Source organism: Actinoplanes subtropicus (assembly GCF_000721705.1).
Taxonomy (GTDB): Bacteria; Actinomycetota; Actinomycetes; order Mycobacteriales; family Micromonosporaceae; genus Actinoplanes; species Actinoplanes subtropicus.
This window is the reverse complement of record NZ_JOJL01000020.1, coordinates 329,464-353,565: the sequence shown is the minus strand read 5'-3', so window position 1 is coordinate 353,565 and position 24,102 is coordinate 329,464. Positions and strand designations below refer to the sequence as shown.

The following is a 24,102-nucleotide window of genomic DNA, read 5'->3' as shown; positions in this document are numbered from 1 at the left end:
GCCTAGGCCAGATCGGTCACCACCCGGTCGCGGCCGGCGCGCTTAGCGGCGTACAGGTTGCGGTCGGCCTGGGAGAGCAGCGCGGAGACGGTGGCCCGGCCGTCCGGCGCGGTGGTCACGCCGATGCTGGTGGTCACCGGCAGCGCCCCGGTCACCGGCTGCCAGCCGTGCGTGCGGATCCGCAGCCGCAGCAGTTCGCAGCGGCGGGCGGCCTCGGCGCCGTCCATCCCCGGGAAGATCAGCAGGAACTCCTCGCCGCCCATCCGGGCCGCGATGACCGGGCCGGAGGCGGCCTCCTGCAGCAGCGCGCCGACGCGCTGCAGCACGGTGTCGCCGGTGGCGTGCGAGAGCGTGTCGTTGATCCGCTTGAAGTGGTCGAGGTCGGCGATCGCCACCGAGATCGGGGTGCGGTCGACGGCCGCCTCGCCCAGCAGGACGGGTAGCCGCTCGTTGACGTAGCGCCGGTTGTACAGGCCGGTCAGCGCGTCCCGGTGGGCCATCTCGCGGAAGTGCTCGCTGGCCCGGCGGGCCTCGTTGGCCTCGAAGACCGCCTGCATGGCGCGGGCCCGGGACTCGCGCTGCGCCGAGTGCAGCGCCGACGAGTCGTTGTGGAAGAGCAGATGTTCCTCGTACGCCGCCCGGTAGTCGCCGGCGGCGGCGTGCAGCGCGGCCTGTTCCTGCCGGGCGCGGGCGCGCAGCCGGGCCAGCCCGTTGGCGTCGCACTGCCGGATCGCCCGGTCGAGTGCCTCCTGCGCGGCCGCGTGCCGGCCGGCCAGCCGGCGGGCCTCGGCCAGCGTGAGCAGGCACTCGGCGGCGGCGTCGCCCTCGTTGGCCAGCACCCGGCCGTCGAGCACCCCGGCCAGCGCGACCTCGACCGAGTCGTACCGGCCGCCCATCATCTCGACCCGCGCCACGGTGTCCAGTTCGTTCGCGTCGAGCCGGCGACCGGTGGCCGCCGAGACGCCCCGCATCCGGTCGGTCAGCGCGCGGGCGGCGGCCTCGTCGCCGTTCTCGTACGCGGAGTAGGCCATGTTGTTGAGGACGAGCAGCACGAAGTCCTGGTCGTCGAGCTCCTCGGCGATCCGTAGCGCCTCCCGGTAGCGGCGGTCGCCGTCGGCCGGGGAGCCGCCGTCGTCCAGCGCCACGGCCAGCGTCATCAGGTGCCGGGCCCGGATCTTCGGGGGCACGTCCTCGGGCAGGTGGGCCAGGGCCTGCACGCCGTGGGTGAGCGAGTCGGAGATGTCGCCGACCAGCCGGTAGAAGATCGAGAGCTCGCGGTGCGCGCGGGCCAGCACGTACGGGCTGTCGTGCTCCCGGCTCCAGGCCAGCGTCTGGTGGGCCGCCCGGCCGCCCTCGCCGACCCGCCCCTCGCGCATCATCACGTCGGCGAGCAGCAGGTTGACCCGCTGCAGGAGTTCCTCGTCGCCGATCTCCCGGGCCGCCCGCTGCACCTCGAGGGCCGGGGCACGAACCGTGCGGAACGCGCTCACCCCACGGGTCTCCAGCTCCAGCAGGGTGGCCGCGAGCGCGGCCTCATCGACTTGGGCGTGGTCTCGCTCGGCAGCCTTCGTCGTCAACTCGTGCCTGCTTCCTGCCGGGGGTGTGCCGAATCAGTCTGGGGAGCCGAGGGAGCAGGAAAGGTCTCGAGCGGTTGCGAGTCGGGTGCGGCCCAGGCCCTAGCGGTGGGTGCAGACCGGCGCCGAGGCGGGAATCCGATCGGTCGAGTAAGCCACCGACACCGTGAAGCAGTAGTTCTGCGTGTTGTTCAGTCCGTACACGATGTAGTCGGTCGTCCCAGCCGGGAGCTGCTGGAACGCCCGCAGCTGCTGCCCGGTGCGGCCGCCGGAGACCAGCACCGGCCCCTCGGCGCCCTTCGGGTAGACCCAGCTCAGGGCCACGCTGTCCCGGTTGTCCTTGAGCTTGAGGGCGGTGGGGGCGCCGGGCGCTCCGGTCGCGGTCGGCGAGGCCGTGACCTGGGCGGACGGCGTGGTGGCCGCCGGGGGAGCGGCCGCGGAGGTGGGCGGGACGGTCGGCTGGGCGCCGGTCGCGCCGTTCGCGTCCGGCAGGGTCAGCGCGATCACGGCGATCGCCACGGCGATGCCCGCGATCAGCACCGCGACCAGCAGGAACGGCTGACGGCGGCGGGGCGGCGGCTGGTCGGTGCGCACCGGCAGCAGGCGCTCGGAGTTGGGCGGGGTGGCCAGCGTGGTGGCGTGCGCGGTGCCGATCGGCTGCGGCCGGCCGTCCGGGCCGAAATCGGGGAAGCGCTGCCCGGCCATCGGTGGTGGGGTGTCGGCGCGGGCGTGCCGGCCGGTGAGGTCGCCGGGCGCTTGCGCCACGTCGGCCAGATAGAGCGGCTGTTGGTAGACCGTGCCGTTGGGGTCGGTGGGCCGGTTGTCCGGCGGCGGCCGCAGCGCCTCATCGGGCGGGAAATCGCCACCTTCCTCCGGGTCGGGGACGGTCGGGCGGCGCGGGAAGGGCACCGAGCCCGGGCCGACGGACTGCTCGACCCGGCCGCAGACGTGCTTGCCGGTGGCCGGGGCCACCGCGAGGGCCGCCACCTGGCCGACCAGCGGATGGTCGGCGGGCAGGTAGCGGGCGCACAGCTCCTGGGCCAGCGCCAGGTGCTCGGCCGACTCGCCGTCGCGGGCGCACTCCCGCTCCATCGCGCCGAGCCGGGCCAGCATCTTGATCCCGGCCGGGGCGGCGTCGCCGTGGCGGTGCCGGTGGCGGACCCAGGCGCCGGTCAGCCGGGCGCGGGCCGAGGTGCAGTGGCCGGCCGCGTGCTCGGCGGTGGCCAGATCGGCCTCGGCGGCCAGCACCCGCGGCGAATCCGGGCCGTCCATCGCGGTGAGGTCGGTGACCAGTCGCTCGTACACCTGCGCGGCGCGCCCGAAGTGACCCACCCGGTGCAGCACCGCGGCGTGCGTGGCGGCGGCGGCCACCGTGCGCTCGTCGCGGGGGCCGTGCAGCCGCTCCTCGGCCTCGTGCGCGAAGGCGGCCCAGAGCCGGGCGCCGTGCGCGTCGCCAAGCGCGATCAGGATGCGGGCGTGCAGCGCGGCGGCGAGCGCGAGATCGGGATCGGCGGTGCCCGGGTCGGTGGCGTCGGCCTGATCGAGCACGCCCGCGAGCACCCGGCGGGCGCCCGCGAGATCGCCCGCGGACGACAGACTCTGGGCGCGCTGGGTGAGCTCGGCGACGGCAACCGCTGACATGTGTCCCATAGTGCTCGGTTGAACACCGTACGTACAACCCTGACGGGCCCATGGACCGTCCAGAACAATGTAGAACTCATGTATGTCGTCGTCGGAGGGCACTGCCTTGATTGCCACGGTGAAGCGGGAACTGCTGGTCCGGCACCTGGAGGCGTGGGCCCCCGCCGCGCTGCACCGGGCCCGCCGGGTGATCTACGCGCACGGCTACGCCGATGCGCAATCCGGTGCGTCGGCCGAGGCCGCCGCGCGGGTGCTGGCCGAACAGACCGATTTCGTACGCGGGCGGGAGCTGACCATGCTGCTGGTGGGCGACGACGTGACCCCGGTGGCCGACCGGCTCGCCGGTATCCCGGAGTTGGCCCTGCTGTCCATGCACGCGGTCTCGGGCGGCACCGAGGAGCGTTTCGGGGTGGCGCTCAAGGCGGCGAGTGCTCAACGCGTACCGCTGCTGGGATTTCTGGATGCGGCAAGCGCGAGTGAGCCACCCAGCCCGGCCACCGTGGCGGCCCTGACGGCCGGGAAGCCGGCGGAGGTGCTGCTGGCGCTCGCGCCCGGGGTTTCGGCCGAGGCTTATCGGGCGGGCTGGCCGCTGTTCACCGCGGTGGAGCTGGCGACCGGGGACGAGCCGGGGGAGTTGCTGGCCTTCGGAACCACGTCGGGCAAGAGCCTCGAGGGGTTCAAGGAGGCGCTGTGGGCGGTGGACGAGTTCGCCGGCGTACGGTATCGGGATCCGGCCGACCCCGACCGGCATCTGATCGACATCTCGCTCTCGCCGCATCCGGGCCCGCTGCGCCGGGAGATCCTGGCCCACCTCGGGCGGGTCGGCTCGGCGACGGTGACCGAGCTGCGCACCTTCGCGCTGACCGAGACGATCTATCGCGCCGCCGACGCGACCCGGGTGCTGCACACGCTCGCCGACTCGGGCGCGGTCACCCGCCGGCCGCCGCACGGGCGGCTCGGCGGGGACGTGGTGATCTCGCTGCCTTAGCTCTTGTCCTGCTTCCAGGACAGTGGGCCGGGGAGATCGACGCGGTGAGCGCGGGTACGTGAATTCCACGACCAGCGGCCGATCTTGATGCTCCACGAGGAGAGGCCGTTCTTCGTGAAGTTCAGGATCAGCGGGCCGAATTTCTTGCGACTACGGAACAGGATGCCCATGGGCACTTCGGTTCCCGGTCGCTCGAATCCACAAACGTCAGCGGGGCTGCCACGCGTCGGGGCGGGTGGTCAGCTTGCGGACGTGCGCGGGCATCCGGCCGCTGATCAGCTCGGCCAGGCTCACCTCGTCGACCACCTCGCGGACCGCGGCGCGCACCGCGACCCAGAGATTCGGCAGGTTCTCGGCGGCGCCCTCGTACTGTGTCTCCTCCGGACGGAGGCCGCGCACGCCGGCCAGCGGGCCGTCGACCGCACGCAGGATCTGGCCGATGGTCACGTCCCGTGGGGACGATGACAGCGTGTAGCCGCCCTCGGCGCCGCGCTGCGCCCGGACCACACCGGCGCGGCGCAGGTCGGCGAGCACGGCCTCGAGGAACTTGCGAGGCATGTTCTGATCTTGGGCAATGGCCTGGGCGGACATCAATGCCGGGTAGGCCTGCGCCAAGCTGAGGGCGGCCCGGACCGCGTAGTCGCCGCGCGCGGAGATCTGCACCCACCTATCATGCCCCCTCCGCCCGGCGCCGCCGCACATACCCCACGGCGTTGTGGGAATTACGCTCAGTCGGCGGGCGGTCGCTGTTGCGGTACGCCGCGGCGGCCGTTCAGCGAGATCTCGGCGCGGAACTGGCCGGGGCTCATCCCCACCTCGCGATGGAAGAAGCGGCCGAAGTTCGTCGGCTCGGGGAAGCCCAGGTGCCGGCCGACCTCGGCGACCGACATCGGGGTGCAGGCGAGCAGCCGGCGCGCCTCCAGGGCGACCCGGTCGTCGACCACCTGCTTGGCTGTCCGGCCGGTGACCGCCAGGCTGGCCCGGGTCAGCGTACGTACCGAACAGCCCATCTCCTCGGCGTAGTCCTCGACCCGCCGGCTCTGGCCGTGGCCCGCCTCGAGCCGGCGGCGGAACCGGGCGAACGTGCGAGCCTCCGCGCCGAGCGGCGCCTCGTCCGGAGTGAGCAGCGCGATCCGTAGCAGCAGCACGGCCAGTTGGTGACGCAGCAGGTCGGCGGCGACCGGGCCGGCCCGGTGCCGCTCACAGTCCACCGACAGCTGGGCGAACTCGCTGATCACCGCGTCCTCGTCCTCACCCTCCAGCTGCCAGGTGGCCGGGGCGTTCTCGGCCAGGTGACGGGTGGCGTCGGCGATCCGGCCGTCGAAGGTGACCACGGAGGCGGCCAGGCCGTTCGAGCCGATCCGCAGCGCCTGGCCGGGCCGGATCCAGAGGAGGGTGCCCGGGCGGCAGGTCTGCGCGGTGAAATCGACCTCGACGGTGCCGTGGCCGCCGGTGGCCAGCAGCAGAGCGTGGAAGGATGGCCGCCAGGGCCGCCCGGCCGGCTCCACGTCGCCGAGCGCGCAGGTCGCCACGCCCGCCCACCCCGGCGGGGTGAGAGGGCTTGCGAGATGCGTGCCGGTAGAGGTCATCGGGCCGACGGTAACCGTCGATGACCAGCGGCGCACCTGGCAAAACGCGGGTTGACGGGAATGTGTCGCAAAAACGAGCCAGATGTCCGTTTATTGCCCATTTGTTGGGCAGCTTGTTTCCCTCGCAAAAAGGACGACCCGCGCGGACCGGCAGTGTCCGCGCGGGTCGTCCTTTCTTGCTGCTGCTTATCTCCGTTATCTCCCGGCCAGCAGCCGGTTGACTGCAGCGTCCACGTCGAGGTGCTCCGATTCCCGGCCGCGCGGCACCACGACATAGGTGCGCCGGAGGAACCGGACGAGGACACTGCGGGGCACTTCGAACAGCGCGTTGCCGTCCGGAGACGACAGCGCCAAGGCGACGAAATCCCCCCGGGGCGTGGCCCACGGCCACACCCGGACGTCGCCGATACCCGCGGGCTCATCGAGCCCAGTCACGAGCAGTTCACGCGCGAAGGACCAGCTCACGGCTTCCCCACCGGCTGATTCCGCGTGGAACAACACATGGACCGCATACGGGTCCGCTGGGTCGTAACGGAGACTGGCGCGCACGGGCAGAGCCGTGGCGTCAGGCGCTACGAGCCGCAGCGAGGTCTCGACCTCGACGGTCGTTGGACGAATGGTACTCATGGACGAACTCCCCCCGGCACCGCTGCGAGGCTGGTGAACCCCGCGTTTCCCATACTCAGGTGATCCCTGTCGTTACGCTCCGCCATACGCTGATCTCACCCAGTAGTGGGAAGACGGTTCCGAAAACCCTTTGGTCCAAGACGAAAAGCGATATCTTGTCCTGTTCTACCCAAGTACTCGGTTCCGCCCGGCGTCGGGTGGTCCAGCAGTTGACTTACTCCGGTAACGTCCATTCCTCCCGGGTAGTGACGGGGCTCCGGGACACTGGGGGATGAAATGGGTGCGAAAGCGGACGAAGATCCAGGTTTTTTAGACAAGCTCAGGGCCACCCCGACCGGCCGACTGGCCCTCAAGATCGGAATTGGCGCCCTCGGCTCCCTGGTCATCGCCCTCGGCATCATCCTGATCCCGTTCCCCGGCCCCGGGTGGGCGATCGTCATCCTGGGACTGGCGATCTGGGCCCTGGAATTCGCCTGGGCGAAGAGCCTGCTCCAGTTCACCAGGCGCAACGTGAAGGCCTGGACCACCTGGATCGGCCGCCGGGGCGTCCCGATTCGGGGAGTGCTGGGTGTGGTCGGGCTGGGGTTCGTGGCGGGGGTGGTGTGGGCCTCGGTGCGGGTCAGCTTCGGGGTGGACCTGATCGACAAGGCACGGGAGTGGTTGAGTTGACCCCTGGTTGGCTACGGGGTGGTCGGGTCTAGTACAGTCTGTTTCGCATCAAGGGCGATTAGCTCAGCGGGAGAGCGCTCCGTTCACACCGGAGAGGTCACTGGTTCGATCCCAGTATCGCCCACCTTGTGTTAGTACTGCTCAGATAGCCCGTTGCCGAGGTTCCGGTAACGGGTTTTCTGTTGTTTGCTCCTTACGCTGGGAGCAAAATGGGAGCACAGGATCCTTTTCGGGTGGGCGTGGAGCCACCATGCCGGTCGCCGACCTCGGCCTCGTAACAGCTGTTCACCCTGGCTGTCGGGTGAGCGGGGTTCAGCCTTTGTAGTCGGCAGGGACGGGCGGCAGGCCGAGCACCTTCACCGCGGTCGTCCAGTCGGTGGCCATCGCCTTCTGCACCGCGGACACGCTCACCGTGCCGGCGCAGATCGCGTGGAAGGTGTACGCCTCGACGGCGTCCTTGTCGTTGTGGACGAACTCGCTGGGCCGGAACTGCTGGAAGGTATTGGGCTCGGGCCACAGATTACGGACGTCGCTGGCGCCGCCGGCGGCGAGCTCGACGAGGTGGTCGAGCTCGTAGTCACGGATCCGGCTCGCCGGGATACCGTACGCGGCCAGCAGCTTCTTCTTCACCGACTCGGTCAACGCTTCCGGCGGCCGCACCGACGCGGTGTATCCGCCCTTGCGACACACCGTCGAGCTCACGTCGGCGTCGGTGACCGCCCGGTCGACGGCGCCCGGCGTACACTCCGGGTCGGGTAGCGGCTCGCCGTCGGCCGCCTTGCGCAGATGACACGATCCGGCGGCGGGCACCGAGCCGCCGAGACCGGCCGAGGTCCAGCCGTGACGGTCCGCGACCACGATTCCCGCCCCCTTGGCCCGGGTACCAGCGCCCGGTTGGGAGCCGGACAGGACGTTCCCACCGGCGGCCGTGACCGGCCCGGCGCACGCGGCCACCAGCATCACCGACATCAGCGGCGCCGCAAGACGCACCCACACACCTACTCCGGTCACACCCTGATGATCGTTCATCCAGGACAGCCGGTCCACTCAGCCGCACGTCGACACCCCAACCGGCCGGCCCGCCGATTTCGTTGCCTTGACGTCGACGGCAACCTTTAACGTCCCTGACGTCCTATACCTGCCGGACGATGGAGATCGGTTTGAAGTTCGCTATCAGTTACGGTACTGCTTCGCTCGGCGTGGATCCTGAGCATATGGTCGCCTATGCACGTCACGCGGAAGCATGCGGCTTCGAGGCGCTGTACATGCCCGAGCATGTGGCGCTTTACCGCGGCGCGGTGCTCGGCTCGATGGAGTTGCCGCCGGACCTGCCGTTGGTCGACCCGCTCGACGCGCTGAGTTTCGTCGCGGCCGCGACCAGCCGCATTCTGCTTGGTACCGGTGTGCTGTTGGTGCCGTACCAGCACCCGGTCGTGCTGGCGAAGCGCCTCGCCACCATCGACCTGCTCTCCAGGGGACGGATGCGGTTGTTGACCGTAGGGTTGGGCAGCCTGCCCGGCGAGGCGCGGGCGGTGGGTGTCGACTTCCGCTCCCGGGGCCGGCGCGCCGACGAGGCGATCGACGTGCTGCGCCTGCTGTGGTCCGGTGGCGCGGAGGGCGTCAGTTTCCACGGCGAGTTCTTCGATTTCGAGGCCTTGTGCAGCTTCCCGAAGCCGTACGGCGTGACCACCCTGCCGATTCACGTCGGCGGGTCGAGCCGGCCCGCCGCCCGCCGTGGGTCACCGGCTGGGGCGATTTCCTTCCCGTGGAGTTCATCGTGCCCCCATAGTCAGGCGGCTTGATGCAGCTTCGCACGGTGTGCGTCGGCTCGGTACCGTGCGGGCATGGACGAGACAACCGGGTATGCGGCGCGGCACAAGCGCCGCATACCCGGCCGGGACCCGACGCACCTGGACCGGCCGCAGGTCTTGCGCCGGCTCGACGACGCCAGCACCCGACCCGTGACACTGGTCTGCGCCGGACCCGGGTACGGGAAGACGACGCAGCTCGCCGACTGGGCCCGGGCGCGGGGCGCGGCGTGGTACACCGTCGACGACAGCGACCGGGAACCCGCCACCCTGGTCGCCGGGCTGCTGCGCGCGCTCGGCCACGAACTGCCCGGCGATCTGTGGTTTGCCGCGCCCGGACCGCAGGCCGGCTCGGCGGCCACCACGGAGGCCGTGGCGGGGCGGCTGGCCGACGTGCTGGACGGCGCTGGCACCCGCGTCTTGGTCCTGGACGACGCCGACCGCCTGCCGGTCGGCAGCGCGGGCGCCGCCGTCCTGGAGTCGCTGTGCCGTCAGGCGCCGCCCGGGCTGCGCCTGATGCTCGCCGTCCGGGCGGACGCCCCGGTCGACCTTGGCCGGCTGCGCGGCCAGGGACTGGTCGCCGACCTCGACGCGGCGCACCTGGCGTTCACGCCGGCCGAGACCGCCGCACTCGTGGCGTGCTTGCTCTGTACGGAGTCCACTGTTGACGCTGCCGGATCGGTGCACCGGCTCACCGGCGGCTGGCCGGGTGCCGTGCGGCTGCTCGCCGACGCACTCGCCCGGCTACCCGGCGCCGAGCGGCCGGCCTGGCTGGCGGCCCTCGCGAGCCCCGGCGGTCGCCCGGCTGACGACGTGCTCTGCGAGGTCGTCCAGGCGTACGCCGAACCGCTGCGCAACCTGCTGCCGCTGGTCGCCGGGCTGCCCGCGTTCGCCGCCGAATGGTGCGGCGCGGCTGGCCTGGCGCTGTCCGGACCGGCGTTGCGCCGCCTCGTCCGCCAGGGGCTGCTGCAGCCGCTGGAGGATGGGCGGTACGCGGTACCCCCGCTGTTGCGCGCGGCGCACCCGGAAAACGAGGCAGCGCCGGGCGCCGTCCCGGTGCGGCGAGCCGCCCTGGACTGGTTCGTCGCGCAGGGACGGCTCGGCGACGCGCTGCGCGTGGCGCGCGGGCTGGACGCGGGTACCCTCGCCGCCTTCCTGCATCAGCACGGTGTCGCGGCGCTCGCCGCTGGGTACCCCGCCGACGTGGCCGCCGCGGTGGCGCAGCTGCCCGCGCCGCTGGTGGACGCCGGACTGCACCGGTTGTCGGGGGAGTGCCGGCAGGTGCGCGGTGATTGGACGGGCGCGCTGGCCGACCTGCGCCGAGCAGCCGCGGCGTCGGGCGTTGCCGGCGGCACGGCGGCGCCGGGTGCCGCCCTCGCCTGGCGGATGGGCGCCATCCACTACCTGCGGGGCGAGCTGGTTGAGGCGCTGGACGTGCTGTGTGCTGGGCAGGCCGATGCCGGCGCACCCCCGGCCGACCAGGCCCGGCTGGCCGGCTGGGCCGCGGCCGTGCACTGGCTGCGCCAGGAGCACGAGGCGTGCCGTGCCGCCGCGGCGCAGGCGCTGCGACACGCAGCGGCCAGTGCCGACGACGGCGCGCTCGCGCTCGCGCACACCTCCGCCGCGCTGGTCGCCGCGATGGACGGCGACGAGCAGGCCAACCTCGACCACTACCGGGAGGCCGAGCGAGCCGCCCGGCGCTGCGGCGACGTCCTGGCCCTGCTGCGCATCCGGAACAATCTGGCATCGCGGGTTCTGGAGGAGGGGCGCCTGGACGCGGCGGTCGACGCCTGCGGCGAGGTGATCGGGCTGGCCGAAGTCACCGGGTACGCCTTCTTCCAGGCGCTCGCCGTGCACAACCGGGGGCTGGCCTACCTCGGCCTGGGCCGGCTGGCCGAGGCCGCGGCGGACTTCACCGCGGCCGCCGCCAGCTATCGGGAGATGGGCAGCCACGGCCTGGCATACCCGTTGATGCGCCTCGCGGACATCCACCGGGTACGCGGTGAGCTGGCCCGGGCGCGGCTGGGCTACGAGCACGCGTTGACCTACACCCAGGACTCTGGTGACGTGCAGGGGACGGTACCCGCCCGGGCAGGGTTGGCGCGGGTACTGGTGGATGAGGATCTCGACCGCTCCGAGGAGCTGGTGCGCGCCGCGCTGGAGCATGGACCCGGGCTGTCCGAAGTGGAGGCTATGCTCGCGGCCGGGTGGGTGGCGCTCGTCCACGGGCGACCGGAAGAGGCGGCGCGGCACGGCAAGGGCGCCGCCGAGTCGGCGGGCCGTCCGCTGCGCCGCGCCCGCCTTGCCGAGGCGCTCGAACTGTGCGCGCTGACCGAGCCGGCACCACGCCGCGACGAACTGCTCGCCCAGGCCGCTGACGTGTGGCGGGGTACCGGGAGCGAACTGGGCACCCTCACCAACGCGTACCTGCGCGCTCGCCTGGCCGGTGCGCCGAGCGGCACGGCGGAGCGGGCGCTGCGGCGCGCAGGGGTACCGGTCGACCAGGGTCCGCACGCCGCGGGACCGCTGCGCTGGCTCGCCACTGCCGACGCGCCTCCGTCCGTGCGGCTGCGCACGCTCGGCGGGTTCGCGCTGCTGCGTAACGGCACCCCGGTAAGCGTCGAGGAGTGGCGCTCTCGCAAAGCCCGTGACCTGCTGAAGCTGCTCGTCACCCAGCACGGCCGAATGGTGGCGCGGGAGAGCGTCGCGCAGGCGTTGTGGCCGGACGAACCACCGGCGCGCACGGCCAACCGGCTGTCCGTCGCGCTGTCCACGGTGCGCACCGTGCTCGACCCGGGCCGGCGCTTTCCGCCCGACCATTTCGTCCGCGCCGACAAGGCAAGCGTCGGGCTCGGCGCCCTCGAGGTTGACGTGCTCGACTTCTTGAGCGCGACGGGCCACGCGCTGCGCCATCCACAAGAGACGAACGCGCGGGAGGCCCTGCGCGACGCGGCGACCGGGTACCGCGGTGACTTCCTGCACGACGACCCGTACCTCGACTGGGCCGCCCCGCTGCGCGAGCGGGCCCGGGCGCGGTACCTGCACGTGTTGCGCACCCTCGCCGACCTCGCGCTGGCGGTGTCCGATGTGGACGAGGTGGTGGAGCACCTGCTGCGCCTCCTCGAACACGACCCGTACGACGAGACCGCGCACCTGCGGCTGGTGGGCGTGCTGCGGGACGCGGGCCGGCACGGAGAGGCGGGGCGCCGGTACCGCCGATATGTCCTGCTGATGGCCGACCTCGGCGTGGCTCCGGCCCCGATGCCGGCGCCGCGCGGGGCGACGGCGCCCTCAGGCCGTGTACCCCGCGGTGACCAGGCCGGTCTCGGGCGGGGCTTCGGCAGGGGCTGACGTGACGATGTCGTAGCACTCGACCGTCACCGCCAGGTCGGCCCCAACCGGCCACCAACCCGCCACTGCGCAGTAGATCGGGCCCGCACCCATCGCGGCGGCCAGGGCGTGCCCTCCCCAGCCGGTGAGGCCGGGAAGCACGACTGGTACCGGCCGAGAGCCAGCCGGGTGAACGTCGGCGCCAGCCAACTGCTGCTGTCCCACAGTTCGGCCGGCCCGGAGGACAACGGGCCCGTCCGCCCTCGACCGAAGGCGTACCCGCCGGCCGGCAGGTCCCCCAGCACGTTGCCGTCTACGACGTAGGTGAGCGTGAATGCCGCGTCGACCGGCCGTCCCCCTCCGTCGGTGCAGGTCGTCGAAGTCCTCCTCGTCGGGGCAACTCTGCCGCAGTTCCCCCAGGGCGGCCGAACCGATCCGGGTGACCGGGAAGGGTGCCGCGAGCAGCGGCACGCTTGTCAGGTAGGCGCCGTCGCCGTGCCAGCGCACCGGACCAGTACAGGACAGCACGCAGCGTGACGGCCCCGCTGGCCATCGCGCAGACACTGCGCCAGATCCCGATGCTGTCATTGACCGGCTGCGTCGGCGAAGAGCTCGTGGAACGCTCGGCTGGTCCGGTTCAAGTCGCAGCCTGTGGCCGGCGTGGTCGGTGACGCTGCTGTGCCGCAGCAGGGATGAGGTGTCGCGCCGCCGTACCGAGTAGGTTGAGGCCATGGTGCAGGCGCCGACCGGAACTCTCGACGGATGGAGCCGCGCGCCGTTCTCCGGCGGCGGGCTGACCTACGACTGCTTCGAGCGTGGCGAAGGTCCTGGGGTGGTACTGATCCCGGAGATTCCGGGGATCACGCCGGCCGTTCTGGGGCTCGCCGACCACCTGGTCGAGCAGGGCTTCACGGTGGTCGTGCCGTCGCCCTTCGGGACACCGGGCCGCGCGGCCTCAGGCGGCTACATCGCCCGTACGGCAGCACGGTTGTGTGTCTCCCATGAGTTCCGTGCCTTCGCCGTGGGCGCACACCGGCCGATCACCGACTTCCTGCGCGCCGTAGCCGCCGACCTGGCCGCCCGCACCCCCGGCCGCGGGGTCGGCGTGATCGGCATGTGCTTCACCGGGGGTTTTGCCCTGGCCGCCGCGGTCGACGGGGCGGTGGCCGCCTCCGTGCTCAGCCAGCCCGCCACGCCGTTCCCGATCTCCCGGCGCCGGCGCGCCGACCCCACCATGAGCTCCGCCGAGTTCGACCGCGTCGCCGAGCGGGCCGCCAACGGCGAGGTCTGCGGGCTCGGCCTGCGTTTCTCGCGGGACCGAGCCGTACCGGCCGAGCGCTTCCGCACCATCGCCGACCGGCTGGGTGATGCCTTCCGGGTGATCGAGCTCGACTCCTCGCCCGGCAATCCGGGCGGCTTTCCCACCAACGCCCACTCGGTGCTGACCGAGGAGGTTCGCGATGTCCCGGGCCATCCGGCGAAAGCAGCCCGTGACGAGGTCGTCGAGTTCCTGCGGCAGCGGCTCAACACCGACTGAGCCCTCGATCAACTCCACCTCATGCGGAGGCGGCCGATCCCTGGCGTGCAGGTCAGACCGGCTGGCGGAAGAGATCCACCGGGTCTCATCGAACATGATCAGGGGTACGCGGGGTCCGTAGGCGAGTTGTATCCCGTCCGGGGTGTGTTCGAGGTTCGGGGTGATCTGGTGGTCGTCGAACCCGCCCCAGTCGTCCCAGGTCAGCATGAACACGGTGTCGTTCCCATTCGCATCGTTGCGAGGCGACGAGCCGCGGTCGACGACCAGGATTCCACCGGCGTGGAGTTCGGGCAGGACGGTACCAGGACCTCCAGGAAGCCGTACGCGGCTTCCCCGTCCCCGGGCGGCCCTCGTCGGCGGTGGCGGAACACCCTGTCCTGGATCAGCCGATGCCGGCGCACCGTCCGCGACCACGAACGCCGGCGACCGAGTCTTGGACGCGTACCAGCCTTGCCGGGGGCCCAGACCTTATGCCCCTGCCTGTAGGCCGTTCCGCAGCCGGGCATCCTTCGGCGTGAGTACGGCGAGCTCGGCGGTGAGCGCGTTGCCGTCGGTCACGCCCAGCCGCGTGTAGATGTCCAGAGCCTGTCGCAGATGCGCCAGAGCGTCGGCCGTGTCGCCGAGGTCGAGGGCGGCGCGGCCGATGCCCTCCAGACCGTGTGCCTCCTCCAGGTGGAGCCCGATCCGGTTGGCGATGGCGAGGGCCTCCTGATGCGAGGCACGCGCCAGGCCGGGGTGCGCGGTGAGACGCTGCAGGGTGCCGAGGTGATTCAGGGCTTCGGCCTCGTCGTCCGGAGCGCCGACCTCCCGCAGGATCAGCTGCCCCTGCCGGAGGAGTTCCTCGGCCCGGCGGTAGTCTCCGGCGCCGCAGTACGACGCCCCCAACTGCGTCAACGCCATTCCCACCCCGTGCCGGTTGCCGATGGCCCGGTGCAGCTTCAGGGCTTGCTCCAGCCACTCGACCGCACCGTCGCAGTCCCCGGACAGCCGTCGCACGGTCCCGAGGAAGTACATGCTGATCGCCTGTCCGCGCGGGTTGCCGAGGGTTCGGTAGAGGTTCAGCGCTCGCTCGGACAGGTCGGTCGCACCCGGATAATCCCCGGTCAGGTACCGTACGACGCCCAGCTCGCTCAGCGTGAGGGCCTCTCCGTGCGGATTGCCGGCCGCGCGGTGCAGCGTCAGGGCCCGCGCCAGCTGGGCATCCGCACCGGCGTAATCGCCGGACTGGTGCTGCACGGCGCCGAGATCGTGCCGGGCATAGGCCTCGCCACGCAGGTCCCCGACGGCCTCGTACAGCTCGAGCGACTGCCGCAGAAAGTCGGTCGCGCCCGGATAGTCCGCGGTCAGATACCGTACGCCTCCCCACTCGTCCAGCGTGTTGGCCTGCCCGAGCAGGTCGCCCGCCGCCCGATACAGACCCAGGGCCTGCTCCAGCAGGTCGGCCGCGGCCGCATAGTCCCCGGACAGCCAACGCATGGCCGCTAGCTCGTACAGTGCGCCGGCCTGGCCACGCCGGTCATCGCATCGCTCGGCGGCCGCGGCGGCGGCGCGGTGCAAGTCGGCGGCCAAGGTCCACGGACCGTCGGTGTAGAGCAGGGCGGCGACGCCCGCGGTGAGCCCTACCGTGTACCGGTCCCAGCGGCGGCCGGCGGCGTGGCGGATCGCGGCGAGCAGGTTCGGCCGCTCCGTGCGCAGCCACGCCGCCGCCTCACCCCAGCTGCTCAGATCAGGGGAGTCCGGCGGCACCGGCGCGGCGCTGCCCGCCGGTCGGCTGTGCCGGGTCAGGTACATGTCGGCCTGGCTGCTGGTGTGCCGGTAGTAGTCCAGCAGCCGCCGTACGGCCCGTTCCCGGACATCGGCCGGGTCGAGGGCGGTGGCCCGGGCGTGGGTGTACTCCCGGATGAGGACGTGCATGCCGTACCGGCGGTAGACCGGTTCCTCAATCAGGTGATCGTTGGACAAGGCGTCCAGTTCGTCCAGTGCTTGCTGGTACGGCACGCCGGTGAGCGCGGCTGCGGCGTAGCCGTCGATGTCGACGCCGGGGTGCAGGCCGAGCAGGCGGAAGAACCGCTGCCTCGGCTCGGGCAGATGGTGATAGGACAGGTCGAACGCCGCCTGGACGGTGTCGTACTCGCCGGTGGCGATCAACCGGCGCTTGCGGACCTCCGTGATGAGCTGCGCCGGCGTCCAGGACGTGTGCCGGCCGAAGAGGCCGGCGGTGATGGCTATCGCCAACGGCAGGTAGCCGCAGACCTCCACTATCTCGGCCACCGCGTCCGCCTGGCCGGCGGCGCGCGGAGCCAGCCGCTCGAACATCGCTATCGCGTCGGCGGCGGGAAGGATGTCGAGGAAGAGGTGGGTGGCCGCCAGATCGGCCAGGCGGCGGCGCGAGGTGACCAGCACCAGGCACCCGGGGCTGCCGGGCAACAGCGGAGTGATCTGCGCGGTGCTGGCCACGTTGTCCAGGACAACGACGGTACGGGTACCGGCAAGGCGGTCGCGCCACAGAGCGGCCCGCCCGTCGACTTTGTCGGGCAGCTGGCGAGGGTCGACGCCGTCCGCGGTGAGCAGGTCGGCCAGGGCGTCGGCCGGGTCGGCCGGCAGCCGGCCGGCGGCGTGGGCGTGCAGGTCGATGAAGATCTGCCGATCCGGGAAGCGCCCGGCGAGCTGATGTGCGGCCTGGACGGCCAGCGTGGTTTTTCCGACGCCGGGCATGCCGTCGATGGCGTGGATGGCGACCACCGCACTGTCCTGGGCGGCGGCGGCGATGGCATCGAGCTCGCCGCGGCGCCCGGTGAACGCCATCGTGCCGGCGGGCAGGGTGAACCGCGCCGGCTTACGGGAAGCGGGCGTCGTTCGCGGGCCGTCGCTGTCGTGCAGCAATGTCTCGTACGCCTGCCGGGCCTCCGGTCCCGGGTCGAGACCAAGATCTTCGGCGAGCCGCCGGCGGAGCGCGAGATAGGCCTCGATCGCCTCGGCCCGGCGCCCTGCGCCCGCCATGATCCGGATCAGCAGCACCACGAGCTGCTCCTGCAGCGGGAAGGCAGCCACCAGCGACTGCAGCTCGCTGATCGCCTCCGCCGTGTGACCCGTCTCGGCCTCCCGAGAAACACAGTCCTGAATCGCGCTGAGCCGTCGCTCGTCCCACGAGCGGGCGGCAGGCTCGAGCGCCGCGCCGCACGTCCCGGAGAGCAACGGCGCCCGCCACAGGGACAGCGCACTCCGCAGCGCCGCGGCGCCGTCCTGGGCCCGTTCCCCGGCGCCGGAGACCAGCTCGGCGAAGAGGACGGCGTCCAGGCGGTGCGGCGCGAGGTGGAGCCGGTAGCCGTCCGGTTCCGTGGTGATCACCGCCGGCGGGCCGCCAGGACCGGACAGCAACCGCCGCAGCCGCGCGACGACGTCCTGCACCTGCCGGCGCGCGGTCGCCGGCGGCGCCTCGTCCCAGATCGCATCGATCAGCCGCCCCAGCGAGACCGTGCGGTCCACATCGAACAGCAGAGCCAGCAACGCCCGCTCCACGCGAAGCCCCGGCAGCGAGACGCGGACGTCCCCCCGCCACACCTCCAGCGGTCCGAGCATCTTGAACTCAAGCACGCCCCCCTGCACGCCTCGACGATATCGATGCCCATGGCGGTCCGGAAGGATGCCGCGAGGACGGCACGAGGATCGCCCCGACCATCCTGACTCCGATCGACCGACCGGGGAGATCGGATGGGACGAGTAGCGGAGCGGTCACGTCTTTTCGCCGGCCCGCTCGACTTCCCGCCTCCGTGGCTATGGCGGTCGCGCAGGTGGCGAAGGGTGACGGCAGCGGTCTGGCCGACCGGGGGGAGGACGCTGACCGTGGGCGCTCCGCAGGGAGCGTTGCGGTCGCCGGCAGCGAACGGCTCCACCGCGGTAACCGGAGGTCCTGACGGGGGTGGACCTCCGGCAGGTGGCCCTGCACCCGGAGGGCAACGGCGGGGTGCAGGTGGTCAAGACCCGGCGCCGGCGCGGTCGCAGTTCGCAGCGTCCGATCGGGGCGTTTCGCCGAGCATCGGGCCCGGCGGGAGCCCGCGGACCGTCGACGGCAAGGGCAACGCGCCCGTCGTCCGTTCCGGCGCCCTGGGTCGCGCCCCTGCGCGACATGGCGTCGCCGGCCGGGACACCGGTCGTCAGGTCACTGAAGGACACACCCGCGCTACGTGAAAGGAGCCTCACGATGTTCTTGGCCAAGGCATCGCCCGCCGTACGCCCGGCGAAACCCGGGCGCGCGATCGCCGTCGCGGTGGCGGCGGTCTGCGCACTCGCGCTGACCACCGTCGGTTCCCCAGCCTCGGCGTCGATCGGTGCCACCCGGGCAGCCACGGTCGTCGCCGGCGGGTCGGCCGGCGTCCGGCTGGTCGTCGCCCCGCTGAACGGCCCCACCGCCGATCGCCTCTACCAACTGAAGATCGAACAGCGCAGCAACGGTTCCATCTATCTGTGGTGCCTGGACGCCGACAGTAGCGCCGGACACCTCTACGACGGCTCGAAGGTCCAGCTGTGGACCTGCGGTCAGGGCTACAACCAGTACTGGAAGTGGACCTCCGACGGATACCTGAAGAACCTCTGGAACGAGGACTTCTGCCTCGACGTGGACCTGCAGACGCCGTCGGCGCAGAACGCTGACGGGCACAAGCTCTGGATGTGGCACTGCGCCAACCAGTCGGACCAGCGGTGGTCCTGGAACACCAATTCGGACTATTCGCTGCAGAGCCACTGGAACGGCAAGTGCGCCGATGCCAACCAGTCCGGCATCGGCAAAGGCGATCCGATCGCGTTGTGGGGCTGCGTCTCCGGAAAGTTCAACCAGCAATGGTTCTACGGCGGTCCCTACTGATGACCGTTCGGCCCACCGTTGCCGGCCGGCTCGGCTCGAGTCGAATACCGGGAGGATGAATGCGAAGATCTGCGAGGGTCGGTCGGTTGCGACGGCGGCCGACGATAATTGGCGTGGTCCTGCTCGCCTTGGCGGGGCTTCAGACACTGGCACCCCCGGCCTACGCAAACCGCAACTGCGAGTCGCCGCACTGTTACTCACAAGCCTTCTACACCGCCTCCGGCCTGATCGGAATGTGGTCGGAAATCCAGGAGAACTATCTGAGTATCGGGACCGGGTACGGCGACAGCAACGCGCACATCAACAGCGAGACGTGGCTGCTGATGCCGAGCGGCGCCTGGGTGGAAGCCGGACTGCGCGACGGCAACGACTCCGGATCGTGGTCCGGAGGCTGCAGCTGCCTGGCGTACGACGCGTTCTGGGCGGACACCAACTCCAAGGGCACCGCCGAGTATCGACACATCATCGAGAGCACGACATCAACCGGCAACTGGGATGATTTCGAGTTCGATCACACCTCGGGGCCGACCTGGTACGTCTACTTCAACGGCAACTACATCGGCTACGGTCAGGCGACCGGAAGTTCCTCCGGAAAAGAGGAGCAAGCCGGTGGCGAATATCAGAACACAACGTGCGTCACCGGTGCCGGCTGGGCCGACAACTTCGACATCTATACCGAGGTAGCCAACAGCAACGGCTATTTCTCCCCCGCGTGGAATCACCCCAACGAGATCGATTCGGGCTGCGGATTCGAAGGCATCCATTACCGGAATGGGGAATTCTCATGGCAGAAGCACGCTCCGTGACGTCGGCGAGGGCGCGACGCCGCTGGTGGTTCCTCTCGTTGGCGACGATCGGGCTGGCCACGGGCATCGTCTGGACGAGTGCCACCGCATCGGTTGCCGGAACGCCGGTGCGGAAAGCCTCCGCCCACGTACGCCACCAACCGTGCGCCGGGACTACTCAGTGCAACGCCGCGGTCCGGGCGGCTCGGGCGGCAGCGTTTGCACCGGCAAATCCGTCGTTGCCGCCGCGATCGACGTGGGTGACTCGGCCGCAAGCCTTGACCAAGGCCCGGTCCCATGCGGAGAACCCGGCGGGCGGCAAGCTCAGGACCGCAGAGGCCGCGGCGCTTCCCACCGCCGCCCAGCAGATGACGATCAGCGCCTTCGACACCGCTCAGCGGATCGGGCCCGACCCGGACATCGCTCCGAACCGGCTGGTGTGGGTTGTCACCGTGCACGGCAGGATGACCGAGGACACCCCGCCGGGACGCCCGGTCGTGGTCGGCAACGTGTACACCGACGTGATCGACGTCGCCACCGGCGCGTTGATCCTGGAAGCGATCGGCGTGGCGGCGGTCTCGTAACGAGGCTGCCGGCCACCACGCCGGTCTGCCTGCCCGCCACCGGTCGGCTCACGACCGGTGGCGGGTGCCGCCGTCGTCAGACCGGGGGCAGCCGCCGCGATCGTGTGCAACGTCGACTCGATCGCCTGTGCCGTCGGTGGGGGTAACGGGGCGACGCCCGTCCAGCAGAACATCGCCGGCCGCGCCCAGTCGAAGCTCGCCGTGCCCAGAACCTCCTGAACCGAGTTGGCCCCGGAATCGACCGGAACGAATGCCTGTGAGGCATTGATCGGCAGGCCGAGGTCTCTGACCCGCTCGAGCTTCCATACCTGGGAGGCAGCGTGATCGACCTCGAACACGGTCAGCGGGCTGAGCAGATCCGGTCGCCGCCACGCGAACGAGTCGAGCCCCGCGCTGGTGACGAAGCAATCGAGCAGGCGCACATTGTCCGCTGCAGATCCGTGCACCCGATCTGACGGGCACTCGTGGCACCAGAGTCCCCTGGCAGCGTCGAGGCGATCGCAACGGACCGCGACGAACTCGGATCGATCGCCACGCGAGACCTGAGGCGGAACGATCGACCAGTCGTTGATCGTGAAGGCCCCACTCGCGTCCATGTGCCACGGATCAGCCGGCACGACATCCGCACGCACTCGTCGCCTGCGGGGCGAATGCGAAGCTGGGCCGCCCCCGGCCGCGTTCGTCTTGATCCTGCCATCGTTGAGGCCGAGCGCTACCCGCGCCGCCGAGCCCATCGCCCGTGTGCACCTCTACCGCTCGGCCCGGCCAGACGGCCTGACGCCTGCGCAGGCGTGTGCGCGGCCCGGCCCGTGCCGACCGGTGGGCAGCGGCTGTTCGATCGGGCTCGATCAGGTGGCGGACTACTGGCAAGCTGGAACAGCGGGGGCATTCGTTGATGCGAATTCGGCCTGCAACGAGAGGGGAATGACGATGACCTCGGCGGCGCGACCGGTTCCTGATCGATTACCGCCCGAGGTGATCCTGCCCGACGCGATCGGGTTGGCAACCGTTGTTGCCCGGTTGGGCAGTACGAATGAAGCAATCCCCGTGCTGCGACACATGGCCGACCAAGGATCCGAGCCTGCCTTGATATGCCTGGCCGATGTGCTGGGCGATAGTGGCGATATCGAAGGCCTGCGAGCCTTGGCCGATGGTGGTCACGAGTACGTCGCCTGGCGGCTGGCGGAAGTACTGGCCCGTCGGAATGAGATCGCCGAGCTGCGCGCTCTCGCTGCTCGCGGCGACGTGCAGGCCAAATGGCGGCAAGCGGAGGTGCTCGCTCGCGAGGGTGATGTCGCAGCGCTGCAGGTCCTGGCTGAGGCCGGCGACAGCGATGCGGCCTGGCGACTCGCCGAGCTACTGGGCTTCAGGGGAGATGTTGAGGGGCTACGCGCGTTGGCGGATGGCGGCAACTACTATGCCGCGCAACAGTTGGCCGACGTACTCGGACGACTCGGCGACACCGTCGGTCTGCGGACTCTGGCCGAGGCCGGCGACGAGAACGCCGCCGAATGGCTAAACGATCTTGAAGAGTTGAGAAGAGCGACGGCCACCGACAATTCGGAGGTTGAGACGCGATGGGCCGAGCTGTTCGCTCGCCGCGGTGACGTGGTCGGCCTGCGGGCGCTGGTCGACGGCGGAAATCCGGCCGCCGTCAACCGGCTGGCCGACGCGCTGGGGTCCCGGCAAGACGTCGATGGTCTCCGTGCGCTGGCAGCGGGCGGCAGCAACTATGCGGCCACCCAGTTGGTTGCTCTACTGGTACAACTTGGCGACGTCGACGTCGACGGCCTGCGAGCCGCGGCAGCGACCGGCGACCAGCACGCCGCCCGGCAACTCGTCGCCGTCCTTACCCGGCTGGGCGACGTCGACGGACTGCTGATGTTGGCGGCCGACAATGTTGCCGCCGCGAACCTGATCACGAACGCTCTGCAGCAGTTCGGGATCACAACGGAAACACCGGGAGGCATTGAAGAACCCCCAGCGATCCATCTCGCCCCTGCGATAGAGCTCGCCGGTCAGTGGGCAGTGCTGACCGTCATCGGTGGAGTTATCGGAAACTCAGCCTACGACGGCGTGAAGAAGCTACTGGCGAAGGGCACGCGTCACCGTCGGCATCGCGACAATGGCGATCAGAACGCAGCGCCACTGCCGCCGTCCGAAGCGTGGATCTCGGAACAGGAAGCATTTGCATTGGCATGCGAGGCGATCAGTGTTCGGTGCGCACTCATCGACGTAGACGCTCCGGAACCGGAGACGCTTCGCTACACGGCAATGCAAGGCCACAGTGGCCAGTGGCTGTATATTGTCCGGGACGCGCCAGGCCGCGTTTTTCATGTTCGAGTACCGCCTTCGCGAGCAACAGACACCAGCGTGAAGGTCATGATTCACATGCCGCCCGCAAGATGAGCGTCGGGCAGTATTGCTCGTAGGGTCGTGCGGGTGTAGCAGAGCTCTGCGCGCAATATCGAAGCGCGGCTGGATCCGGATATCCGGTCATGGCGAGCGGCTGATTGGTGGCCTGGCCGTCTGCTCGTACCGCGATGAGTTGCCGCAGGCGTTCGAGGCATGTCTTGCCAAGGCCACCGACCCGGCCGTACCTCTCCCGTCGAGGGCCGCGCGGGTGTACGTCGACGTCTGCACTTTCACCCGTTCGCCGACGGCAACGCCCGATCGGCGGCGCTCGCGCTGTACTTCGTGCTCGCCCGCGAAGGCGTGGTGCTGGACCGGGCGACGCTACTGATGACTCGTTGGCCGGCGGCCGACCCCCACGGGGCCGAAGGGCCGGCCAGACTCGTCGCCGTACTCATCAAGCAGACCGGCCGATAACACCCACCCGCGCGTAGCGGGCGGCATGGTGCGCCACTGAGATGCGCCGGCCGCTAGCAGGGCCAGCCATGACGCTCGGTAGCGGGCGGTTGGCGGCGGATCAATGCGCGGCGAGGCGGCTCTCGAGTGGGTGCAGGCCAGGTCCTCGGAGGTCGGCGACGGCGGCGAGTCGCCCGGTGGCGGCCATCGCGAGGGCTTCGATGGTGCCGCGTACCTCAGGGCCGCGTCCGGAGATCCAGTCGGTATCCGTGGCTGCCATGGTGATCCCGCGGAGCCGGCCGGCAGGGGTGAGTGCGGGGGCGGCTGCGGGTGAGACGAGGTAGTCCATCAGGGTGCGCCAGTGCTCGATCGGCACGTCGACGGTCAAGCTCAGTGGTCTGGCGATGTCACGCAGGTGGATGCAGGTCTCGGCGAACGGTCCCATCGGGCCGACTCGTGCCGGGCTCACGTTGTCGGCGGCGTGTTCCCGCAGGAGGGTGATGAGCTGTGGCGGGGGAATTCGGGCGAGTCGCCGGGTGAAGTGGTCGACCGTCCTGTCGGTGTTACCGCGGTAGCGCATCGCGACAAGGAAGAACCGTGGAAAACTGACGAGCATGGGCTGAACGAGGTGCGCAGCCATGTGACGTACGGTCCATCCGGTACACAGTGTCGGCGCGTCCCAGTCGGCGTTGTCGAGCGATGCGAGAACGTCCGCGATCATCGACCGATTACGGCTGGTCCAGGTGTAGATCTCGGACTCGCTGACCATGTGCGTCTCCCCTGTGACGATGGTGAAGATGAAGTGCTCGCCGGCGTACGTCACGGTTCAGGGCCTGCAGAACCTTGACCGCGGCGGCGATTTCCTGATCGGTGCAGTCCTGGGCCATCTGCGACAGGTGTTGCCGTTCTTCCTCGCCGACTCTGTTGATCAGGTCCGAGCCGGTTTCGGTGAGGGTGATGAGGACCGATCGCCGGTGCTCGGGATTGGTGCGGCTCTCGACGTGGCCGCGCTCGATCAGATCGTTGATGTGACGCTGCACGCCCTGCCGTGCCAGGTCCAAGCGTTCGCCGATGGCGGGGACGGTGGCGGGGCCGTGTTGGGCGAGCACTTCGAGGACGGCTCGCATTCCTACGGTCAGGCCCGACGGCTTCAGCAACTCCTCAACCACCCGGGCAGAGTTGAGTACGAGCGGCCGGACCTGCTGGAGCACCTCGTAGAGCCGGGCACCCCGATCTCGCGACATGACAACAATGATGTCATGTGTGGGCCGTCGCCGCCAGCTCGCGTCCATCCGTTCATC

At 70.7% G+C, this 24,102-nt stretch carries 19 protein-coding genes, 1 tRNA gene and 1 pseudogene; 9 read left to right on the top strand and 12 right to left on the bottom strand.

Going from position 1 to position 24,102, the window contains the following annotated elements:
- Positions 1–2: 2 nt before the first annotated feature.
- Entirely contained in the window at positions 3–1,577 is a 1,575-nt protein-coding gene (locus IH26_RS0126880) for a GGDEF domain-containing protein (protein ID WP_030439022.1), read from the bottom strand.
- A 99-nt stretch (positions 1,578–1,676) separates the two neighbouring features.
- Positions 1,677–3,215, bottom strand: coding sequence for a fibronectin type III domain-containing protein (locus tag IH26_RS0126875; protein WP_030439021.1), 1,539 nt, complete (start codon positions 3,213–3,215; stop codon positions 1,677–1,679).
- 106 nt (positions 3,216–3,321) lie between these two features.
- Here IH26_RS0126875 and IH26_RS0126870 point away from each other — a divergent pair, with 106 nt between their 5' ends.
- On the top strand, positions 3,322–4,203 hold the full coding sequence (locus IH26_RS0126870) for a hypothetical protein (RefSeq protein ID WP_425394400.1): 882 nt from the start codon (positions 3,322–3,324) through the stop codon (positions 4,201–4,203).
- On the opposite strand, the gene IH26_RS58305 is transcribed toward IH26_RS0126870, so the two are convergent.
- The 4 genes from IH26_RS58305 to IH26_RS0126850 all read right to left on the bottom strand — a co-directional run bounded on the left by IH26_RS58305 (position 4,200) and on the right by IH26_RS0126850 (position 6,419).
- Positions 4,200–4,373 carry a DUF4236 domain-containing protein gene (locus IH26_RS58305; RefSeq protein ID WP_084599089.1) on the bottom strand — a complete coding sequence of 58 codons (174 nt, stop codon included), beginning with the start codon at positions 4,371–4,373 and terminating at the stop codon, positions 4,200–4,202. The genes IH26_RS0126870 and IH26_RS58305 overlap by 4 nt on opposite strands.
- Before the next feature lie 37 nt (positions 4,374–4,410).
- A complete protein-coding gene (locus IH26_RS0126860; protein ID WP_030439019.1) occupies positions 4,411–4,866 on the bottom strand; it encodes an RrF2 family transcriptional regulator in 456 nt (151 codons plus the stop codon).
- A 65-nt stretch (positions 4,867–4,931) separates the two neighbouring features.
- Positions 4,932–5,792: a helix-turn-helix transcriptional regulator gene (locus tag IH26_RS0126855; RefSeq protein WP_030439018.1), complete on the bottom strand. Its 861-nt coding sequence runs from the start codon at positions 5,790–5,792 to the stop codon at positions 4,932–4,934.
- Positions 5,793–5,987: 195 nt separating this feature from the next.
- Positions 5,988–6,419, bottom strand: coding sequence for an SsgA family sporulation/cell division regulator (locus IH26_RS0126850; protein ID WP_020514863.1), 432 nt, complete (start codon positions 6,417–6,419; stop codon positions 5,988–5,990).
- Between the two features lie 276 nt (positions 6,420–6,695).
- Here IH26_RS0126850 and IH26_RS0126845 point away from each other — a divergent pair, with 276 nt between their 5' ends.
- Positions 6,696–7,088, top strand: coding sequence for a PGPGW domain-containing protein (locus IH26_RS0126845; RefSeq protein WP_030439017.1), 393 nt, complete (start codon positions 6,696–6,698; stop codon positions 7,086–7,088).
- Between the two features lie 52 nt (positions 7,089–7,140).
- Positions 7,141–7,212, top strand: a tRNA-Val gene (locus tag IH26_RS0126840).
- A gap of 188 nt (positions 7,213–7,400) precedes the next feature.
- Here the strand turns inward: IH26_RS0126840 and IH26_RS0126835 are convergent.
- On the bottom strand, positions 7,401–8,078 hold the full coding sequence (locus IH26_RS0126835; protein ID WP_157437417.1) for a hypothetical protein: 678 nt from the start codon (positions 8,076–8,078) through the stop codon (positions 7,401–7,403).
- Between the two features lie 158 nt (positions 8,079–8,236).
- Here IH26_RS0126835 and IH26_RS0126830 point away from each other — a divergent pair, with 158 nt between their 5' ends.
- The 3 genes from IH26_RS0126830 to IH26_RS0126815 all read left to right on the top strand — a co-directional run bounded on the left by IH26_RS0126830 (position 8,237) and on the right by IH26_RS0126815 (position 13,763).
- Entirely contained in the window at positions 8,237–8,890 is a 654-nt protein-coding gene (locus IH26_RS0126830) for a TIGR03619 family F420-dependent LLM class oxidoreductase (protein WP_084599088.1), read from the top strand.
- Positions 8,891–8,932: 42 nt separating this feature from the next.
- Positions 8,933–12,247 carry an AfsR/SARP family transcriptional regulator gene (locus IH26_RS0126825; protein WP_051808530.1) on the top strand — a complete coding sequence of 1,105 codons (3,315 nt, stop codon included), beginning with the start codon at positions 8,933–8,935 and terminating at the stop codon, positions 12,245–12,247.
- 709 nt (positions 12,248–12,956) lie between these two features.
- Entirely contained in the window at positions 12,957–13,763 is an 807-nt protein-coding gene (locus tag IH26_RS0126815) for a dienelactone hydrolase family protein (RefSeq protein ID WP_157437416.1), read from the top strand.
- A gap of 105 nt (positions 13,764–13,868) precedes the next feature.
- On the opposite strand, the pseudogene IH26_RS64625 reads toward IH26_RS0126815, so the two are convergent.
- Positions 13,869–14,177, bottom strand: a pseudogene (locus IH26_RS64625) (hypothetical protein); the annotation flags it as partial.
- Between the two features lie 54 nt (positions 14,178–14,231).
- Complete coding sequence (locus IH26_RS0126810) at positions 14,232–17,357, bottom strand: AfsR/SARP family transcriptional regulator (RefSeq protein WP_157437415.1); 3,126 nt, start codon at positions 17,355–17,357, stop codon at positions 14,232–14,234.
- 607 nt (positions 17,358–17,964) lie between these two features.
- Between IH26_RS0126810 and IH26_RS0126805 the strand changes: the two genes are divergently transcribed.
- Both IH26_RS0126805 and IH26_RS0126800 read left to right on the top strand, forming a co-directional pair.
- The gene (locus tag IH26_RS0126805; protein WP_030439010.1) at positions 17,965–18,624 is read left to right on the top strand and encodes an RICIN domain-containing protein; all 660 of its coding nucleotides are present in this window, start codon (positions 17,965–17,967) and stop codon (positions 18,622–18,624) included.
- Positions 18,625–18,737: 113 nt separating this feature from the next.
- Positions 18,738–19,430 carry a hypothetical protein gene (locus tag IH26_RS0126800; RefSeq protein ID WP_030439009.1) on the top strand — a complete coding sequence of 231 codons (693 nt, stop codon included), beginning with the start codon at positions 18,738–18,740 and terminating at the stop codon, positions 19,428–19,430.
- 373 nt (positions 19,431–19,803) lie between these two features.
- Here the strand turns inward: IH26_RS0126800 and IH26_RS62250 are convergent, their stop codons facing one another.
- Positions 19,804–20,727, bottom strand: a complete 924-nt coding sequence (locus tag IH26_RS62250) for a class I SAM-dependent methyltransferase (RefSeq protein WP_211268754.1) — start codon at positions 20,725–20,727, stop codon at positions 19,804–19,806.
- A gap of 190 nt (positions 20,728–20,917) precedes the next feature.
- On the opposite strand from IH26_RS62250, the gene IH26_RS56155 reads away from it, so the two are divergent.
- Positions 20,918–22,402 carry a hypothetical protein gene (locus tag IH26_RS56155; protein ID WP_157437414.1) on the top strand — a complete coding sequence of 495 codons (1,485 nt, stop codon included), beginning with the start codon at positions 20,918–20,920 and terminating at the stop codon, positions 22,400–22,402.
- Between the two features lie 520 nt (positions 22,403–22,922).
- Here the strand turns inward: IH26_RS56155 and IH26_RS0126785 are convergent.
- Both IH26_RS0126785 and IH26_RS64620 read right to left on the bottom strand, forming a co-directional pair.
- Positions 22,923–23,624 (bottom strand): maleylpyruvate isomerase family mycothiol-dependent enzyme, encoded by a 702-nt coding sequence (locus tag IH26_RS0126785; RefSeq protein WP_245665526.1) that lies wholly within the window; start codon positions 23,622–23,624, stop codon positions 22,923–22,925.
- The gene (locus tag IH26_RS64620; protein WP_425394402.1) at positions 23,530–23,928 is read right to left on the bottom strand and encodes a MarR family winged helix-turn-helix transcriptional regulator; all 399 of its coding nucleotides are present in this window, start codon (positions 23,926–23,928) and stop codon (positions 23,530–23,532) included. Before IH26_RS64620 ends, IH26_RS0126785 begins: the two co-directional genes overlap by 95 nt.
- Positions 23,929–24,102: the final 174 nt, after the last annotated feature.

Bases quoted from the DNA above. Each gene is read 5' to 3' on its own strand.
- IH26_RS62250 (WP_211268754.1), bottom strand. From the start codon at position 20,727: ATGGGCTCGGCGGCGCGGGTAGCGCTCGGCCTCAACGATGGCAGGATC.
- IH26_RS0126855 (WP_030439018.1), bottom strand. From the start codon at position 5,792: ATGACCTCTACCGGCACGCATCTCGCAAGCCCTCTCACCCCGCCGGGG.
- IH26_RS0126825 (WP_051808530.1), top strand. From the start codon at position 8,933: ATGGACGAGACAACCGGGTATGCGGCGCGGCACAAGCGCCGCATACCC.
- IH26_RS0126805 (WP_030439010.1), top strand. From the start codon at position 17,965: ATGTTCTTGGCCAAGGCATCGCCCGCCGTACGCCCGGCGAAACCCGGG.
- IH26_RS0126875 (WP_030439021.1), bottom strand. From the start codon at position 3,215: ATGTCAGCGGTTGCCGTCGCCGAGCTCACCCAGCGCGCCCAGAGTCTG.
- IH26_RS58305 (WP_084599089.1), bottom strand. From the start codon at position 4,373: ATGGGCATCCTGTTCCGTAGTCGCAAGAAATTCGGCCCGCTGATCCTG.
- IH26_RS64620 (WP_425394402.1), bottom strand. From the start codon at position 23,928: ATGCGAGCCGTCCTCGAAGTGCTCGCCCAACACGGCCCCGCCACCGTC.
- IH26_RS56155 (WP_157437414.1), top strand. From the start codon at position 20,918: ATGACGATGACCTCGGCGGCGCGACCGGTTCCTGATCGATTACCGCCC.
- IH26_RS0126845 (WP_030439017.1), top strand. From the start codon at position 6,696: ATGGGTGCGAAAGCGGACGAAGATCCAGGTTTTTTAGACAAGCTCAGG.
- IH26_RS0126850 (WP_020514863.1), bottom strand. From the start codon at position 6,419: ATGAGTACCATTCGTCCAACGACCGTCGAGGTCGAGACCTCGCTGCGG.
- IH26_RS0126830 (WP_084599088.1), top strand. From the start codon at position 8,237: ATGGAGATCGGTTTGAAGTTCGCTATCAGTTACGGTACTGCTTCGCTC.
- IH26_RS0126815 (WP_157437416.1), top strand. From the start codon at position 12,957: ATGGTGCAGGCGCCGACCGGAACTCTCGACGGATGGAGCCGCGCGCCG.